The sequence below is a fragment of the Corynebacterium sp. HMSC06D04 genome, from assembly GCF_001807315.1.
Classification (GTDB): domain Bacteria; phylum Actinomycetota; class Actinomycetes; order Mycobacteriales; family Mycobacteriaceae; genus Corynebacterium; species Corynebacterium simulans.
Genome location: NZ_KV788561.1, coordinates 113644 through 128648, shown reverse-complemented (window position 1 = coordinate 128648; position 15005 = coordinate 113644). Strand labels below are relative to the sequence as shown.

21 protein-coding genes and 1 tRNA gene are annotated in these 15005 nt (G+C 57.1%); 12 read left to right on the top strand and 10 right to left on the bottom strand.

The genetic code is table 11. From position 1 onward, the window contains the following. The first annotated feature begins 68 nt into the window (after positions 1 to 68). Positions 69 to 335, top strand: coding sequence for a hypothetical protein (locus HMPREF3155_RS11625; protein ID WP_070433383.1), 267 nt, complete (start codon positions 69 to 71; stop codon positions 333 to 335). A 196-nt stretch (positions 336 to 531) separates the two neighbouring features. On the opposite strand, the gene HMPREF3155_RS13080 is transcribed toward HMPREF3155_RS11625, so the two are convergent. Continuing rightward, positions 532 to 687: a hypothetical protein gene (locus HMPREF3155_RS13080; RefSeq protein WP_168162320.1), complete on the bottom strand. Its 156-nt coding sequence runs from the start codon at positions 685 to 687 to the stop codon at positions 532 to 534. A 253-nt stretch (positions 688 to 940) separates the two neighbouring features. On the opposite strand from HMPREF3155_RS13080, the gene HMPREF3155_RS11615 reads away from it, so the two are divergent. From HMPREF3155_RS11615 to HMPREF3155_RS13400, 6 genes are all read left to right on the top strand, one after another. Next, complete coding sequence (locus HMPREF3155_RS11615; protein WP_070433381.1) at positions 941 to 1405, top strand: hypothetical protein; 465 nt, start codon at positions 941 to 943, stop codon at positions 1403 to 1405. Positions 1406 to 1419: 14 nt separating this feature from the next. Beyond that, positions 1420 to 2421 (top strand): RhuM family protein, encoded by a 1002-nt coding sequence (rhuM, locus tag HMPREF3155_RS11610; RefSeq protein WP_070433380.1) that lies wholly within the window; start codon positions 1420 to 1422, stop codon positions 2419 to 2421. 38 nt (positions 2422 to 2459) lie between these two features. Further along, positions 2460 to 2870 (top strand): ImmA/IrrE family metallo-endopeptidase, encoded by a 411-nt coding sequence (locus tag HMPREF3155_RS11605; protein WP_070433379.1) that lies wholly within the window; start codon positions 2460 to 2462, stop codon positions 2868 to 2870. 28 nt (positions 2871 to 2898) lie between these two features. Then, positions 2899 to 3483, top strand: a complete 585-nt coding sequence (locus HMPREF3155_RS11600; RefSeq protein WP_070433378.1) for a DUF4352 domain-containing protein — start codon at positions 2899 to 2901, stop codon at positions 3481 to 3483. 167 nt (positions 3484 to 3650) lie between these two features. Beyond that, on the top strand, positions 3651 to 4619 hold the full coding sequence (locus HMPREF3155_RS12945; RefSeq protein ID WP_141761334.1) for a tyrosine-type recombinase/integrase: 969 nt from the start codon (positions 3651 to 3653) through the stop codon (positions 4617 to 4619). A gap of 43 nt (positions 4620 to 4662) precedes the next feature. Further along, entirely contained in the window at positions 4663 to 4896 is a 234-nt protein-coding gene (locus tag HMPREF3155_RS13400; RefSeq protein WP_070433377.1) for a hypothetical protein, read from the top strand. Between the two features lie 164 nt (positions 4897 to 5060). Here the strand turns inward: HMPREF3155_RS13400 and HMPREF3155_RS11585 are convergent, their stop codons facing one another. The 7 genes from HMPREF3155_RS11585 to HMPREF3155_RS11555 all read right to left on the bottom strand — a co-directional run bounded on the left by HMPREF3155_RS11585 (position 5061) and on the right by HMPREF3155_RS11555 (position 9328). Continuing rightward, positions 5061 to 5543, bottom strand: coding sequence for a hypothetical protein (locus HMPREF3155_RS11585; protein WP_070433376.1), 483 nt, complete (start codon positions 5541 to 5543; stop codon positions 5061 to 5063). Further along, positions 5536 to 6057, bottom strand: a complete 522-nt coding sequence (locus HMPREF3155_RS11580) for an ImmA/IrrE family metallo-endopeptidase (protein ID WP_070433375.1) — start codon at positions 6055 to 6057, stop codon at positions 5536 to 5538. Before HMPREF3155_RS11580 ends, HMPREF3155_RS11585 begins: the two co-directional genes overlap by 8 nt. A gap of 259 nt (positions 6058 to 6316) precedes the next feature. Next, positions 6317 to 6389: transfer RNA gene (locus tag HMPREF3155_RS11575), tRNA-Arg, on the bottom strand. Between the two features lie 148 nt (positions 6390 to 6537). Next, entirely contained in the window at positions 6538 to 8112 is a 1575-nt protein-coding gene (locus tag HMPREF3155_RS11570; protein ID WP_070433374.1) for an SLC13 family permease, read from the bottom strand. Positions 8113 to 8223: 111 nt separating this feature from the next. Then, positions 8224 to 8541: a DUF202 domain-containing protein gene (locus HMPREF3155_RS11565; RefSeq protein WP_061920047.1), complete on the bottom strand. Its 318-nt coding sequence runs from the start codon at positions 8539 to 8541 to the stop codon at positions 8224 to 8226. Next, positions 8542 to 8919 (bottom strand): YidH family protein, encoded by a 378-nt coding sequence (locus HMPREF3155_RS11560; protein WP_061920046.1) that lies wholly within the window; start codon positions 8917 to 8919, stop codon positions 8542 to 8544. A gap of 16 nt (positions 8920 to 8935) precedes the next feature. Next, entirely contained in the window at positions 8936 to 9328 is a 393-nt protein-coding gene (locus HMPREF3155_RS11555; RefSeq protein WP_061920044.1) for an MmcQ/YjbR family DNA-binding protein, read from the bottom strand. Positions 9329 to 9460: 132 nt separating this feature from the next. On the opposite strand from HMPREF3155_RS11555, the gene HMPREF3155_RS11550 reads away from it, so the two are divergent. The 5 genes from HMPREF3155_RS11550 to HMPREF3155_RS11530 are packed head-to-tail and all read left to right on the top strand — an operon-like array spanning position 9461 to position 12907. After that, on the top strand, positions 9461 to 10072 hold the full coding sequence (locus HMPREF3155_RS11550) for a DUF4178 domain-containing protein (RefSeq protein WP_061920042.1): 612 nt from the start codon (positions 9461 to 9463) through the stop codon (positions 10070 to 10072). 6 nt (positions 10073 to 10078) lie between these two features. Then, positions 10079 to 10561: a DUF2617 family protein gene (locus tag HMPREF3155_RS11545; protein ID WP_061920040.1), complete on the top strand. Its 483-nt coding sequence runs from the start codon at positions 10079 to 10081 to the stop codon at positions 10559 to 10561. Further along, positions 10558 to 10947, top strand: a complete 390-nt coding sequence (locus HMPREF3155_RS11540; protein ID WP_061920038.1) for a DUF4247 domain-containing protein — start codon at positions 10558 to 10560, stop codon at positions 10945 to 10947. Before HMPREF3155_RS11545 ends, HMPREF3155_RS11540 begins: the two co-directional genes overlap by 4 nt. Before the next feature lie 14 nt (positions 10948 to 10961). After that, positions 10962 to 11360: a DUF350 domain-containing protein gene (locus HMPREF3155_RS11535; RefSeq protein ID WP_061920035.1), complete on the top strand. Its 399-nt coding sequence runs from the start codon at positions 10962 to 10964 to the stop codon at positions 11358 to 11360. Further along, entirely contained in the window at positions 11348 to 12907 is a 1560-nt protein-coding gene (locus HMPREF3155_RS11530) for a polyamine aminopropyltransferase (protein ID WP_070433373.1), read from the top strand. Before HMPREF3155_RS11535 ends, HMPREF3155_RS11530 begins: the two co-directional genes overlap by 13 nt. A gap of 5 nt (positions 12908 to 12912) precedes the next feature. Here the strand turns inward: HMPREF3155_RS11530 and HMPREF3155_RS11525 are convergent, their stop codons facing one another. Both HMPREF3155_RS11525 and HMPREF3155_RS11520 read right to left on the bottom strand, forming a co-directional pair. Beyond that, positions 12913 to 13611, bottom strand: a complete 699-nt coding sequence (locus HMPREF3155_RS11525; RefSeq protein ID WP_210385669.1) for a potassium channel family protein — start codon at positions 13609 to 13611, stop codon at positions 12913 to 12915. Beyond that, complete coding sequence (locus HMPREF3155_RS11520; RefSeq protein ID WP_239240467.1) at positions 13604 to 14905, bottom strand: TrkH family potassium uptake protein; 1302 nt, start codon at positions 14903 to 14905, stop codon at positions 13604 to 13606. The genes HMPREF3155_RS11525 and HMPREF3155_RS11520 overlap by 8 nt, the downstream gene beginning before the upstream one ends. Positions 14906 to 15005: the final 100 nt, after the last annotated feature.

Genomic DNA, 15005 nt, shown 5'->3' with positions numbered 1-15005 from the left:
TGTCCCAGCAACAACGGTGTGGTTGACTCACATTCGGGGACGCTTCCCCGGAAAGCGAGGAGTTAGTAATGACAAAGAATGTTGGTTCTTCTAACTACGAATTCAGCTCTGAAGACGTCGAATGGCGACTACGTGAAGCTGGCCTTTCAACTACTCCCGAGTTAATGAGTGAGCTCGCTGATTTGGTCAATGCGTTACCTTCAGGTTCCGTCCCGATTGAAGAAGCGGTTGCGGAATATTCGAAGTTTTCGAAACAGGCAGTAGCTTCCATTGCCTCGAAAATGGCCGTCTTGGAAAGTCGCCTTATGAGACTTGAGAGAGGCAACGAGTTCTAATATTTCCTGCTTGGTAAAGCACTTGTTATCCGGCATATTCACGGTTACTCTCGGCGTCTCATCACCGGGAGTTTCCGCAAATGCTCCAGCGCCGGTGTCTTTCACTTTTGGTTCCACAGCGTTTCTCCTTTCTATGTTGTTGCCAGTGCCCTATCCCCTGGGACACGGGCGCTTTTCTTTCCGATGCCCGGCGCGCCTAGGCGGCTGTAGTCCGCAGCATTCGAGCGCGGTGCACTCGCACTTCTTCCTCGGTGACGTCGAAGGCGTCCTGAAATGAAACCGCGATCTTGGCTAGTACCGCCCCAATAAAGCGTGGGCTTGCCTCTGCTTTCATGTTGATCTGACGACTCACTGTTGACGGGTCAACTCCAAGAATTCTGGCGAAATTTGAGGCGCCTCCACATTCGCGGATCTGCGCTTCGAGCCACTCCTGGTTGACCCTTACTGTGTTTATGGTTTGCACTGTTCACCTCCTGAAATGTGCCACAACAATCTGGAGTTGTTTGTGCACACCTCAACCTACATTAATGAAAGTTTGTGCACAACCTCAAGTTGCAGTGTCACACCACTTGCATAATTGCGCGTGCGCAATTATGGTTACTCCTATGGAAGAAACACGCTGGTGGACGTACGTAGCGCATCTGATCGGTCCCGACTCTTTCAAGGACGCGGCAGAGAAAGCGCAATTCGACAAGTCTGCGTTTTCACGCTGGAAGAAGGGCGCCAAGGCTGACCCCGAGTTCGCAGTCAAGCTCGCCCGCGCCTACGGAGCTAATGTCCTCGAAGCCCTCGTTGAGTCAGGTCTTATCTCGCAGGAAGAAGCTGATCTCCGCGAGGTTCACATCGGCGGCGTGAAGCTCACAGATGCCTCCCCGCGACAGCTCGCGGAAGAATTCCTACGCCGAATGAATGATGCAGAAAGCCAACTGCTCGAAAGCAACGATGCTGCGCCCAGTGCATCGGTAAGCTCATTGCACGACCGGGACGAGCTCGTCGAGCGCATCAATGCCGGCCTGGAACCTGTGGCCGCTCAAGAGGCCACCGAGCCGCTCGAAGAAAACCATCCCTAACGGAAGGAGGCCCCATGTCGACCCGCGACCAAATAGCCCTGTACACCACCGAAGACGGCAAGGCTCAAGTGAGGCTTCAGCTCAAAGAGGGTACTGCGTGGCTCAACACGGCCCAGATGGCAAACCTCTTCGACGTTGGAGCTCCGGCAATCAACCATCACATACGCGAAATACTTCGCGACGGGGAATTAGACGAAACTAAATGTAAACAACTTTTACAACAGCCAGGTCAAGACAGGTCTACCAACCACTACAACCTAGAAATGATCCTCGCAGTCGGCTATCGCGTGCGCGGAACGCGAGGTATTCAATTTCGAAAGTGGGCAACCGACGTTCTGCGAGAGTACCTGGCCAAAGGGTTTGCACTTGATGACCAGCGACTCAAGAACGACGGGGTCGACACCCACTTCGATGAGCTGCTCGAACGGATCCGCGAAATTCGCGCCTCGGAGCGACAGTTCTTCCGCAAGATCTGCGACGTAATCGTTGAGACAAGCGCCGACTATCAAGAACGAAAGTCCTTTAAGGAAGTCAGTAATTTCTTTGCGACCCTGCAAAATCGACTGCACTACGCAATCCATGGCAGCACCGCCGCTGAGCTCATCTTCACTCGCGCAGACCGCGCAAAACCAAATGCGGGTCTCACAAACTGGCAAGGCGAGAAACCTCACCTTACAGACATGTACGTTGCCAAAAACTACCTTGACGATCCCGAACTTCGCCGCCTAAATCGACTCACAACAATGTACTTGGACTATGCCGAAGATCAGTCAGAAATGGGCAAGACTCTCCTGCTAAAAGACTGGGAGCAGAAAACCGCTGAATGGCTAGCGTTCAACGAGCGCAACGTACTTCAAGGCCTTGGGAAACGTACTAAGGAACAAGCCAAGACTAAGGCAAAAACAGAATGGAATGCCTACCTCGCACAGCTCGACCACGAAGTAAATGAACTCGATATGCGACAACTTGAGAACGAAGTCAAAACCCTTCAACGGCGAAACCGCCCACGCCCCTGATACATACCAATCTTCCCCTCCCCAGAAAGGAGTTCACCATGTCTCTTATTGAGGATCGTCTACATGCGCTGCTCGATGAGCAGGGCGTCGAGCTGGTAGAAACCGGCAGGCTCGACGCTCGATATAACGCATGTTTCCATGCCGGTTCACGCACGATCGTCGTGCGCGCAGGACTCGACCCCGTCACACGGGTATGCGCCATCGCGCATGAACTCGGGCACGTGGCTAACGGTGACACCTGTTCTTCACCTCGTGCTGAACGCCTCGCAGATGAATGGGCCGCACAACACCTGGTCGACGGCGACCGTATTGAAGACATCGCCACTGACTGCGGTGGAGCACCTTCTGCTATCGCCGCGGAGCTCGGAGTCACGCCACACCTACTAAACGTATGGATGCGACTATTCGACGCTGGGCGCGTCTCCACGTTTAGCTGCGCCATCTTTTAACTCTTCTCTTCTCACGAAAGGACACCCCATGACCTCGAACCGCCTCCTCATGGCCACCGCACTGCTAACCGCATCGCTACTTACTGCTTGCGGAACGACCGATTCCTATGAGCAAAGCCCCTCTGACTCCGGCGTAGAGCAGGAAAGCAGCACCGGAGAGCTCCACAAGATGGGCGAAGCAATCGACGCTCCTGGTGCAACTGTCACCCTGCAAAAGGTCACCGAGTCTGAATCTCTTGAGGTCTACGCTGACAACTACAAGCGCGGCACAATGCCGAACGAGACTCTTACCCCCGAGAACCAGGGCGCGAAGTACGTATCCGTTGAGACCACGGTGAAAAACACCAGCAAGAAATCGATGGACCTTACCTGTGGTTTCGGCTTACAGGCCACTCTCTTCAACAAAGACGAGCAGGCATACGACCCAATTGATTCGCTTTACCGCGTGCTGGATAATCCCGAATGCAATGAGAGCCTGAACCCTGGCTTTGAAAAGACAATGACCTGGGTCTACGAAGTCCCCGCCGACATGCAGCCCTACGCGTTCGGCGTCGCCGAACCAACTGAGCATTTCGGTGATTACACCTACTTCGACGCTTCGCAGGTGGGATAAATACACCCTCAAGCCTAAAAAAATGCCTGGCCTAAAACCTGGACTCTAAAGGCAAAAATAAAGCCCCTTTCCCGACAAGTTTGGCGACACGACGGGAAAGAGGCCCGAGACAGGTGAACTCTTACGTGTTTTGTAAGTGCTCGCCCTGACAAGAAAGAAGTCTACCAATGGCTGTACGCGATCTCTGGTACAAGCACATAACTACCGTGGACGAAAAGACAGGCCGAAAGAAAACGGTCAAAGTCCCCACCAAGCGCCACGGCGTCGGCAAGCGCTGGATCGTCCAGTACCTCGACCTCGAAGGACACCGCACGTCCGAAACATTCGACGCATTCGAAGCCGCAGAAATCTTCGACGCTAAAGTCCGCGTAACCAAGTCCGACGGCACGCTCATATCCGCGGACAAGAAAGACGTCACGTTGGCAGAGCTTTGGGAGCCCTGGCTCGACTCAAAGGCCAATATCTCCGAAAAGTCCAGGAAAGACTACGTCTCATATTGGAACACCCATGTCCTACCTGTATGGGGCAACAGGAAAGTCAGCCAAATACAAGAGCACCAAGTAGTCGCATGGATTGCTAGCCTCACCTCCATGAAGGGCGTCAAAGAAGGCGACGCGCCCAAGCCCCTGGGAGGCTCGGCCAAGCGAAAAATCGCTGGCATGTTCAAATCCATGCTCACGCGCGCGGTCAAGATGAAGATCATTCACTCCAATCCGCTCGACGGCTCGCCGACACCTGCCATCCCAAAGGCAGAGCGCCGTTACCTGAAAATCCAAGAAGTCGACGCTCTGCTCTTCGCCGCCAAAAAGCCCGCGGTAAAAATGATGCTCGAAGTTCTTCTCAAGACAGGACTACGGCCTGGAGAAGCAAAGGGCCTCAAGGTTAAAGACCTTGACGTGGAACGCCGGCGCCTCATGATCCGCCGCGACGTCGACGACCTCGGGCACGTAGACGAGACAAAGACCCGCCAGCACCGCGACGTTCCAATCTCGCGACTCATGCTTCTCACCCTCGAAGAAGCAGCCGAAGGACGCGACCCCGAGGCCTGGCTGCTCCCAGACGAGTACGGTCACGTCTGGACTACGGCGCGGTGGCGGGTTATCTGGGAGAACCTTCCTCGTCGATGCAGGCATTGACACCACCCTCAAGACCTATGAGCTACGACATACCGCAGTCTCCATGGCGATTGCGGCTGGCGCCGACGTGTACGTCGTTCAACGGATGTGCGGCCACGCCTCAGCTTCCACCACACTGAAGCACTACGGGCACCTCTGGGACGAAGGCCTGGACGAAGCCGCCGAAGCCATCGAACGACACCTCGAATCTGAGCGAAAGCGCGTCGAGTCGGCTCAAGCCCGGCGCGCCCAGCGGGAGAAGGATGCCAAGGTTCGACATCTTCGTCTGGTTCAATGAGCTCAAGTTTCGACCATCGATCTGGGCTTAGCTTTTAATTAAGCTCGGACTCGCTCCCCAATACAGAGAAAGAGAGGAAAGCGCGACCTTCATGAGGTCAGCGATCCAGGGCTTTGTCCGGTTTGAGGCGGAGAAGGCGCACCAGATTGGGGAGCGGTTCAGGCTTACTCCTCCAGCGCCTTTTCTACTCCTGGTGGAACGGATCCAGTTTTTGGGAAAAGGTAGTTGGCCACGATTATCGAGAGACCGATTACTTCTACGACTACGGAAGCGAAGAACCCAATTAGGACAGAATCCCCCACGTCCCCGTCCCACACGACTCTTACCAGGGCGCCTGCGGCGACGAGCACCGGTATTCCGGTAATGAGCAGGACGAACTTAAAAAACTTTTCTCGTTGTTCATTGTCCATCTTGAGACGAGCAATTTCTGCTGCCCGGCGCTCGTTCATGTATTTCAACGCATCGTCTGCAGCCTTGGAGACGTCCCCGTCTCCGCGTTTCCCGACCTCAGCGCCTTCATGGGAGTCCGGTTCTACTTGTGAGCCCCTGGATGGATTGAAGTTCTCAAGTAGAGACTTTAGGTCGGCCGAAACCTCGCTATGGATAAAGAAAGGCTGCGATTCCGAATCGTCCTCGGAATTAGGCATCCATCAACTCCTCTGGAAGGTTCTTTTGGAGGCGGGCGATACGGCGATCTACCGCGGCGGGTGTTACTCCAAATTTTGCGGCCACTTCGTATTGCGAGCTCCGAGCCAATTCGGTCAGCAATGGAATTGCTGGCATCAATAGCTCTCCTGCGAACTCATCAGCAAAGAACTCATGCAGGCTGTAGTTGTTCCGATTGTCCCTGTAGTCCATGAAAGAGAATCGTTCATCGCCGGCCATCCGCTGGCGATCTACGAGATGTCCGATTTCATGGGCGAGGGTAAACCGCTGCCGTTCAGGAATGTCTCGCTTATTGATGACGATAGATGCAAAAGGCTCTTCGGGGCGCTTCACGATGAACCCCGCCTGGTCTTTGGGAAGCTTCTCATAAAAGACCTCTGCTCCGAGGAGCCCGGCTACACGTTCAAGATCCGACAGTCCGTGGCGGCTCAGGCGGTACGCAGACCTAATGGCCTTCGCTTGTTCCCTGGCGTCTTTCCAAACCAGACCAGCCATGTTCCGCACCTCCTTGCTTATGCTCCAATCTTAGCTATCTATTCGTGAATACGGCTAAAGGCTTGCTGAAATCCCCGACCCTAAACCCCAGCTCGCGTGTTTGCGCCTTGTTTGCAATCCGTTTGCAGGGCGTTTGCAGCGTGTTTGCACCCACCCTGGTTTACCTGGGGTTACTTGGGACTACTTTGGGGGCACGAAAACGCGAAAGAACCCGCTGGCCAATCGGTGTTTTAACCGTTTAACCAGCGGGTTTATGCTGTGCGCCCGGAGGGATTCGAACCCCCAACCTTCTGATCCGTAGTCAGATGCTCTATCCGTTGAGCTACGGGCGCTAACCGCTACTGCGTTTGATTGCTGTGCAATCTCTCGCTGCAACGTGGATTAACTATAGTGCCGTTCTTTAAAGGCGGCAAATCGCCAGGCCAACACACGTTTTTACGCGTTGTTAACCTGTCGATAACTGCACTTAAACACCAGCCTTTAAAGCACCAGCCCAAAGACCGGCACGGCCAGCAGGTAGACCGTGAGAGTAATCAGCACGCAGCCAATGAGGTTGAGGCCGACGCCGCCCTTGATCATGTCGCCAATCTTCACGTAACCCGATCCGTATGCGATGGCATTCGGCGGGGTTGCCACCGGCAGCATGAACGCGCAGGTTGCCGCGAGCGCCACCGGAATGGTCAGCAGCAGAATGTTGATCTCGCCGCCCTCGGTCAGGCCAATGCCCACGGCCACACCGCCCATGATGGGCAGGAAGGTCGCCGCCGTTGCCGTGTTGGAGGTAATTTCGGTCAGGAAAAGAACCAGCAGCGCAACTGCCGCGATGAGCAGCACCGTGGGCAGGCCGCCGAGTCCCTTAGCCATCTCGCCGATCCACAGAGATAGGCCCGAGTTGTTAAACATCGCGGACAGAGACAGGCCACCACCAAAAAGAAGCAGGACGTCCCACGGCATCTCATTCGCGGTCTTCCAGTCCAGCAGGCGAACGCCGGTCTTAGCGTCGGCCGGGATGATAAACAGCAGCAGGCCGGCAGCAATACCGACGATGGCATCGTCGTAGTTGGAGTCCTCGCCAACCAAGAAAGGAACGGCCACCCAGGCGATAGCTGCGCCTAGGAAGATTATGCCGGTGAGAATCTGCGGAGCAGTCCACGGACCAAGAGCTGCGATTTCCTTGTCGATGAGCTCCTTGCCGCCAGGAATACGGTCCATCTCCGGCTTGAAGATGGTCACCAACAACAGCCATGCGATAAACAGGAAGATAACCGCCAGCGGCATTCCCACGATCATCCACTTGCCAAAGCCGAGGACGATGTCGTGAGATTCCTTCATATATCCGGCCAACAGAGCATTCGGCGGAGTGCCGATGAGCGTGCCCAGGGAGCCGATAGACGCAGAATACGCAATGCCAAGCATCAGCGCCGTTGCAAACTTCTTCTGCTTGGCCATGCCGCCCACAGTGTCTGCGGTCAGCGCCAGCACGGAGGTACCGATAGGCAGCATGACTACCGCGGTCGCCGTATTTGAGACCCACATGGACAAAAAGCCGGTTGCCAGCATAAAGCCCAGCACAATGCGCTTTGGCGAAGTGCCAACCACCTTCACCACCGCCAGGGCCATGCGGCGGTGCAAGTTCCAACGCTGCAACGCGAGCGCAATGAGGAAGCCACCCATAAACAAGAAGATCGTCGCCGAAGCATAAGGCGAGCCGACTTCCTTAATGGTGCCCACGCCGGCCAGCGGGAAGATAACCAAAGGCAAAAGCGCCGTAGCTGCCAGCGGAATTGCTTCGGTCATCCACCACACGCCCATCAGGATGGTCACCGCCGCAACCGCGCGAATCGCGCCATAAGTATAGGTTTCCTCCGGGTCCGCGCCCGAGGATTGCAGCACGGTATCCACCGCATTCGACGGAAAAATAAACCACACCAGGGCGGCCAGCGCCAAGCCTAGGAACACGCCTATAAGCATGCGGCGCCATTCGCGCTTGTCGACGCCGTGATCTTCTTCGCCTTCTACGTGTGCTGTTGATTCATGTGTTTGCGGGGTCGTCATTCAGTTCTCCTTGCCAAACCTTCTAGCACGCGGGGATAAGCAAAATGTGAACCATGCAATACCCACGTTTGCGAACACCATACAACTTTGAACCAAAGAAAAAATCGGTTTTTAAACGCGGTTACCCCCACCAAGGCCCACCAGAGCCAGCACTGCCAGCAGCATCACGGCCACGGCTAGGCCCGCCAGCGCCGCGGCACCGGGGAGGGCGCCGCCGGTGTGAAGGGCGGCGTCGTAAAGCGCGTTACGGCGGCGCACCCGCCAACCCAGCCAGGCGCAGGCACCCGCGCCGCCCACGAAGGCGATGAGCTCCGCAATGGTCCACGGCAGCTCACTGCGCAAAACCACCAGAACCACCAGCACGAACGCCAAAAGGCTGCGCTGCCACGACAGCCGGGTGCGCTCCGGCTGCAGCCCTGGGTCATACATTTACGCCCCCGCGCCCACGAGCTGACCTACCAGGATCAGCACGCCGATAAGCAGCACCACCAACACGAGCAGAGGCATCGCGACATTCGGCGGCAGGGGCTTTTGCTCACGCATCGCGCTTTCCGACGCCGCCCAATGCGCCCACGCCACCGCCGGCAATACGATGGCGACCACCAGCATGATCACGGAGATGATGAGGGTCAGCGTGCCATGAATCGGGAGGTCGAAAGCCTGCAGTGCAACGCCACCTGCGATGAAAGCGAGCGAGGTACGAATCCATGCCAAGAACGTGCGCTCGTTGGCCATGCTGAAACGCGGATCGGGCTCTGTGCCTTTTTCATAGACAAAGCGTGGGAACCGGCCATTAGATTTATCCATTGCGTCTTATACTTCCTTAACGCACTGCCTCTTGCCACCCGGCAGGGCGCTGCGCCTTAGGCAGCTTTTGCACCACCGCGGCATAAGATTCCTGGACGAGCTCCCGAACTAACTTGGGGTTTATCGAATCCCCGGGATACACGGTGTACCAGTGCCGCTTATTCATGTGATATGCAGGGCCGATGTCGGCATAACCAGCCTGCAAAGCGGAGACATCCTCCGGCGGAGCTTTGAGAATGATGGCCTTCTTTCCACCGAAGGGCTTATTCGCAGGCATGGTGGTGGCCAGCATGAACCACTTTCCGCGCACCCGCCAGGCTCGCCAGCCTTCGACGAAGGGATAGGACTCGGCGTCAATGAGTTCTTCCGCCGCATCGCTCGCAGTAGAAATAAGCTCTTTTTCGTTCATACGCCGACCTAAAATCCATCGAATTGAAAACGACAATTCCCCAGCTTAATGCGTAGGACTATCGGACGTCCAAGGCGTGGGCTAAGGTGACTGCTACAGACCTAAGCTAAGCAAAAAATTAAAGGGCCAGTCATGAACAAGATTTTCTTTCTGCTCGCCGTGGTTTTGTTAATCGCGGCCATCTACATGTTCTTTAAATCGCGCCAAGCCAAGGCGGCTAGCACGCAGGAGACGGGCGATACCTTCTCCAAGGATTACTTCGCCGAGGCCAAAGGCCAAAACGAGTTCAATCCAGAAAATCTTGGTCCGGGTGCAATCATCCGTTACGGCGCCACCGACTACGTCGTCCGCGGCACCCTGACCCTAAATGAGGGCCCTTATTACTGGTACGAGTACCTGCTCGACGGTGGAGATAACTCCTCCTGGCTGGGAGTCGAGGTCGATGAAGGCCAGCTCAATCTCACCTGGTGGACCTCCCGCAAGGGCGCCGGCGTCACGCCAGATCGCGGCACCGTGGAATTCGAGGGAGTTACATATAGTGAGGACGAGCGTGGCCATGCGCGCTACACCTCCACCGGCACCACCGGCCTGCCAGAGTCCGGCGAGATGCGCTACGTAGATTATTCCGCGGGTGACAAGCTGCTGGGCTTTGAGGGCTGGGCCAACAATGACAGCTGGGAGGTATCCACCGGCCACACCATGCTGCCGGGTGAGTTCACCGTGTACCCAGCTCCAAAGGCATAGGCCGCAGTGGAGGTTCTAGATTGCCCCAGCGCTGACGTCAGTGCCGCTGACTTGGGGCTGCGCTTAAACGGCCCGCGCCCGCAGGCGTTGAGCATGACCGTGCTTCACGGTTCCGATGGCCTGCGGCTTGAGCTGGATATCATCGGTGCTTCGCATACTGCCAGCGTTTATCGCGACGAGACGCTACTCTTCCGCGAGGAGATCTCCTGCCACTGTGAGGGTCCGCTGCCGCAGACCTACGGTGAGATGACGGGCTACGAGCTGAAGACGGACGTCGCCAAGCATGGCGCGGATGGCTTCGCCGCAGAATTTCAACGGGTATCGGGCACGGATTGGCTCTCGGCGCAATTTCCCGGGCAGGGCGAATACCACGTCACCGCCCTCAAGGGCACCGCACTCGAAGACTGCGCAGGCTTCGAGTGGGAAACGGTGCATATGTACCCTGCAGAAGAAATAATCGTGAAGACTACAAGTAGGTGGATTCCATGAACTATGACAAAGGCTGGAAATGGTCACTGGTCTTCGCCGTACTATTCGCAGTAATTGGCGGTCTGACTTCACCCGGCGTTACTGGCGCTCCCATCAGGTCAGGCACCTGTCAAGCAAACAATGTTCAGGCAGAGGCCAACCGCCTTGCAGCAGAGCACAAGCCGAAGGCGCGCCAATTCGATCCCGCAACGGGCACGGAGTACCTGCGCTACCGCAAGCAGATTGTCAAGGTCGAGCCCACTGGCCCGCAGAACTGTTCAGTGCGCGTGGAAAATCTCGATCACTTCCACGACGGCACCTATATCTTCTTAGGTCCCGGTTTTAGTCCCTCCTCCCCTTCCCGTTCTTCCGGCGGCTCCTCCGGGTCTTCCGGCGGCGTGAAATAGAAAGGCTTTAGTTCATGCTCGATTCAATCCTGGCCACCTTTGCTTATTTCGGTGTTGCAGCGGTACTGCTACTTGCCGGCTTCGTAGTTCTGGATCTGCTCACCCCGGGCAAGCTTTACCGCGCTGTCTTCGTTGATCATCACGTCAACGCTGCGGTCATCGCTTCCGCCCAGCAGATTGCCCTGGGAGCGGTGCTGGTTACCGCCATCGTGCACTCTTTTGACCTGCTAGAAACCGCTGTCTACGGCCTAGTCGGCATCGTGCTGCAGGCACTAGCGTTGGTCATTTTGGAGGCGCTTATCCCCGGCCGTTTCCGGGATCTGGTGGAAGATACCAAGCCCCGCGCGGGCACCTTTTGCGCGAGCGTCATCCTCATCGTCATCGGCGCAATTAATGCCGCATGTCTGACCTAAACGCTTCCCCCACCGCAGATTCCCTGGTCCGCTCGCGCGCCTGGCGGGTAGCTCTGCTTATCTCCGTCTGTATCTGCGCAGCTTCGGGCTTGGTCTACGAACTGGCCTTGCTGACGCTGTCCACGAGCCTCAACGGCGGCGGCATTGTAGAGACCTCGCTGATCGTGGCAGGTTACGTCGCATCCTTGGGCTTGGGCGCGTTGATGGCCAAGCCATTCTTGTCGTGGCCGGCGAGTTCTTTCCTCATCGTCGAAACTCTGCTCGGCCTGTGCGGCGGCGTGAGCGCCGTGGTGCTCTACATGGTCTTCGCGCTTGTGGGCCAGTCCACCCTCATTTTAGTCGTAGCGACGCTGCTCATTGGCATTTTGGTGGGTATGGAAGTGCCACTGCTTATGACGCTGATTCAGCGCGGACGTACCTCGAATGCTGAGGATTCCGGCTCGGTGGTGGCCAACCTCAACTTCGCGGATTACGTCGGCGGCCTGCTGGGCGGTTTGGCATGGCCATTTATCTTGCTGCCGTGGCTGGGCATGATTCGTGGCACCGCTGCGGCCGGCTTAGTCAACCTCATCGCCGCACTCGTGGTTGCGCTGCTTCTACTGCGCACGGTGCTCTCCGGCAAGCAGCTTCTAATGCATGTCCTCGCGCTGCTGGGCGCTATCGCCTTGCTGCTTACTCTCATCATCCGCAGCGAATCCATAGTGGTAACCGCCCGGCAATCGCTCTACGATGATCCTGTCATTTACGCCCATACCTCGGATTACCAGGACATCGTGGTGACCAAACGCGGCAAGGATTCGCGCCTCTATCTCAACGGCGGCCTGCAGTATTCCTCCCGCGACGAGTACCGCTACACCGAGTCCCTGGTCTATCCCGTACTGCCTGCCGAGCCAGGCGGGCGAGTGCTCGTCATCGGCGGCGGCGATGGTTTAGCCGCGCGCGAGCTGCTCAAGATGGACTTTAAAGTCACCCAGGTCGAGCTCGATCCCGAGGTGGTGAACGTGACCAACACGGTCCTGCGCGAGGACAACGGGGGCGCCATGGAAGATCCGCGCGTGCGGATCCTCAACGAGGACGCGTTTACCTGGTTGCGATCGGGTGGTGATCACACGCTTTACGACGCCGTCCTCATCGATCTACCCGACCCCGACTCCGCCGCCATGGCCCGCCTTTACTCGGAAGAGTTCTACTCCATGGCGCACAAGATGCTCGCTCCCGGCGGCAAGATGGTCGTGCAGGCAACCAGTGCCTTTAGTACTCCCGATGTGTTCTGGCGTATCGATTCCACACTGCGTTCCGCCGGCTGCCCCACCGTGCCTTATCACGTGCACGTGCCCACCTTTGGTGACTGGGGCTTTGTAGCCTGCGCGGAGGAAATCTCCGTGCCCAACTACGCTCCCCCGCTGCGCTACCTCGATGATGCGACTCTTGAGGCCGCGCAATCATTCGGCTTAGATAACCAGCCGCGCAACCTGCCGGCCTCCACGCTCGATCATCCTTATGTGGTCGATGACCTGCGCCGCGGATACCGCCAGGCAGGGGACTAAGAAGCCTAAGACCCAGCCTCGGAGAACTTCTCCAAGGCGATGGGGCTGCCAGCAATCACGATGAGATCCGTCGGGTTCAATTGCTGGCCTTTCTCAACAGGCATCCAGCAGCCATAGTTCTTGCGCACTGAGACCAGCTGCACGCGATGTTTTTCCCACGTTTTCTGCGGATCTAGTGGGGTTTGCACCAAGTGCGCGGGCGGGGTGAGCTTTGTAACGCCATAGTCCTCGGCGATTTCGGCGAAATCTTCGAACTTGCCGCCGAGCAAGTGCGCAATGCGGCGGCCAGTGTCGCGTTCTGGGCGGATGACGTGGTGTACGCCCAGCTGCAGCAGGATGCGTGCATGCGCGTCGGAGTCCGCCTTCGCCCAAATGTCCTTTACGCCGAGTTCCACCAGATTTGAGGCGGTCAAAATGGAGTCCTCAAGGTGCGAGCCGATGGCCAGCACCACGCGGTCCACCTCGTCGATGCCCAGCTGATGCAAGACCTCGGCGTCGGTTGTATCAGCTTGTACTACCTCGGTGAGAACCGGCGAATAATCGCGCACGAACTTCTCGCAATTGTCGATGCCAAGCACCTCAACGCCATGATCCATAAGTTCACGTGCCAGGGAAAAACCGAAGCGCCCCAAGCCGATAACCACCACTGCGGGGATGTCGATGGATTGATTTTCGCGGCGCAGCGCGCCGAAGATGTTAGCCAATGAACGGCCTTTCTACTGGGTAGCGATAGTGACGAGTTACCGTGCGCGCGGCCAAAGCGGCCACCAACGTGGTCGGCCCGACGCGGCCAAGATACATGATGAAGCACAAAATAATCTGGGAAGGCGCGGTCAGGCTGGCCGTAATTCCTGTGGACAGACCAACGGTAGCGAAAGCCGAGAGCACCTCGAAGGTGATCTGGTCGGTGGAGAATTGCGGGTTCAAAACCACCAGGCTTCCAACTCCGAACATCACCACTGCCGCACCGGCCACAGTCAGGGCGAGCGCCTGGCGCGTAATCGAATACGGCAAACGGCGCTTACCGATGGTGGTGTCCTCACGGCCCAGGAACTCCGCCGCCATCGCCGCAACGAGCACGCAGGTGGTGGTCACCTTCACGCCGCCGGCCGTACCGGCGGATCCGCCGCCGATGAACATCAAGATGTCCGAGGCCATCAAGGTAATGGAATGCACATGCCCGTAGTCGATGGCATTAAAGCCCGCGGTACGCGGCGAAGCACTCATGAAGAAGCTATTGAGCAGCTTGGTGCCAAACGGCATGTCCGCCAGCACGCCGGACCACTCGGCCACCAAGAAAAACGTCATGCCGCCGAAGAGCAAAATGGCAGTTCCCACCAGCGTCATCCGCGCGGTAATGGACATGTGGTGCACGCGCGGCGCACGCCCTCGCAGGGCGAGCTTGATCCGGCCGCGGATACGGCGCACTATCTCCGCCAACATGGGATAGCCCAAGCCACCCACGATGAGCGCAAAGGCCACCGGCAGCAGAATCCACGCATCGGTATTAAAACCAATCATATTGTCCGAGTAAGTACTAAAACCCGCGTTGTTAAATGCCGAAATCGCGTGGAAGACACCCTCCCACATCGCGCGCAGTACTGGGACGCCATGTGCGAAATGCAGGCGTAGGGCCAAGAGGACAGCAACTGCAGCCTCGCAAACGAGGGTGACGAGAAAGGTAAGCAAGAGGGTACGGCGAATGCCGCCGGCTACGGGGCGGCCCTCGGCGGCCGTCGAGCGCCGCGCTTTCAAGCTGATGCGTCCGGTTAAAAGCATGCCGGATAAGGAGGCAAGCGACATGATTCCCAAGCCGCCGAGCTGGATGAGGGTGATAATTACCACTTGGCCGAAGGGAGTCCAGTACGTGCCGGTATCTTCAACGATAAGACCGGTCAGAGAGACAGCGGAAGTCGCTGTAAAGAAAGCGTGTAGAGGAGGAGTCCACTGCGTGCCTTCGGTAGAAAATGGCAGCATCAGCAGGAATGCCCCCAGCATGATGAGCAGAAAAAAGCCCAAAGCTGTCACGCGTGCAGGGCCAAAGATGCGGCTTCGGTTCTGCAAAGATCTTCGTTTCACAAATAGGGATGATAGACCT

What these genes read in the sequence shown, in the direction of transcription:
- HMPREF3155_RS11625 (WP_070433383.1), top strand. Translation starts at nt 69, where the DNA reads ATGACAAAGAATGTTGGTTCTTCTAACTACGAATTCAGCTCTGAAGAC.
- HMPREF3155_RS11615 (WP_070433381.1), top strand. Translation starts at nt 941, where the DNA reads ATGGAAGAAACACGCTGGTGGACGTACGTAGCGCATCTGATCGGTCCC.
- rhuM (WP_070433380.1), top strand. Translation starts at nt 1,420, where the DNA reads ATGTCGACCCGCGACCAAATAGCCCTGTACACCACCGAAGACGGCAAG.
- HMPREF3155_RS11605 (WP_070433379.1), top strand. Translation starts at nt 2,460, where the DNA reads ATGTCTCTTATTGAGGATCGTCTACATGCGCTGCTCGATGAGCAGGGC.
- HMPREF3155_RS11600 (WP_070433378.1), top strand. Translation starts at nt 2,899, where the DNA reads ATGACCTCGAACCGCCTCCTCATGGCCACCGCACTGCTAACCGCATCG.
- HMPREF3155_RS12945 (WP_141761334.1), top strand. Translation starts at nt 3,651, where the DNA reads ATGGCTGTACGCGATCTCTGGTACAAGCACATAACTACCGTGGACGAA.
- HMPREF3155_RS13400 (WP_070433377.1), top strand. Translation starts at nt 4,663, where the DNA reads ATGGCGATTGCGGCTGGCGCCGACGTGTACGTCGTTCAACGGATGTGC.
- HMPREF3155_RS11585 (WP_070433376.1), bottom strand. Translation starts at nt 5,543, where the DNA reads ATGCCTAATTCCGAGGACGATTCGGAATCGCAGCCTTTCTTTATCCAT.
- HMPREF3155_RS11580 (WP_070433375.1), bottom strand. Translation starts at nt 6,057, where the DNA reads ATGGCTGGTCTGGTTTGGAAAGACGCCAGGGAACAAGCGAAGGCCATT.
- HMPREF3155_RS11570 (WP_070433374.1), bottom strand. Translation starts at nt 8,112, where the DNA reads ATGACGACCCCGCAAACACATGAATCAACAGCACACGTAGAAGGCGAA.
- HMPREF3155_RS11565 (WP_061920047.1), bottom strand. Translation starts at nt 8,541, where the DNA reads ATGTATGACCCAGGGCTGCAGCCGGAGCGCACCCGGCTGTCGTGGCAG.
- HMPREF3155_RS11560 (WP_061920046.1), bottom strand. Translation starts at nt 8,919, where the DNA reads ATGGATAAATCTAATGGCCGGTTCCCACGCTTTGTCTATGAAAAAGGC.
- HMPREF3155_RS11555 (WP_061920044.1), bottom strand. Translation starts at nt 9,328, where the DNA reads ATGAACGAAAAAGAGCTTATTTCTACTGCGAGCGATGCGGCGGAAGAA.
- HMPREF3155_RS11550 (WP_061920042.1), top strand. Translation starts at nt 9,461, where the DNA reads ATGAACAAGATTTTCTTTCTGCTCGCCGTGGTTTTGTTAATCGCGGCC.
- HMPREF3155_RS11540 (WP_061920038.1), top strand. Translation starts at nt 10,558, where the DNA reads ATGAACTATGACAAAGGCTGGAAATGGTCACTGGTCTTCGCCGTACTA.
- HMPREF3155_RS11535 (WP_061920035.1), top strand. Translation starts at nt 10,962, where the DNA reads ATGCTCGATTCAATCCTGGCCACCTTTGCTTATTTCGGTGTTGCAGCG.
- HMPREF3155_RS11530 (WP_070433373.1), top strand. Translation starts at nt 11,348, where the DNA reads ATGTCTGACCTAAACGCTTCCCCCACCGCAGATTCCCTGGTCCGCTCG.
- HMPREF3155_RS11520 (WP_239240467.1), bottom strand. Translation starts at nt 14,905, where the DNA reads ATGCTGGGGGCATTCCTGCTGATGCTGCCATTTTCTACCGAAGGCACG.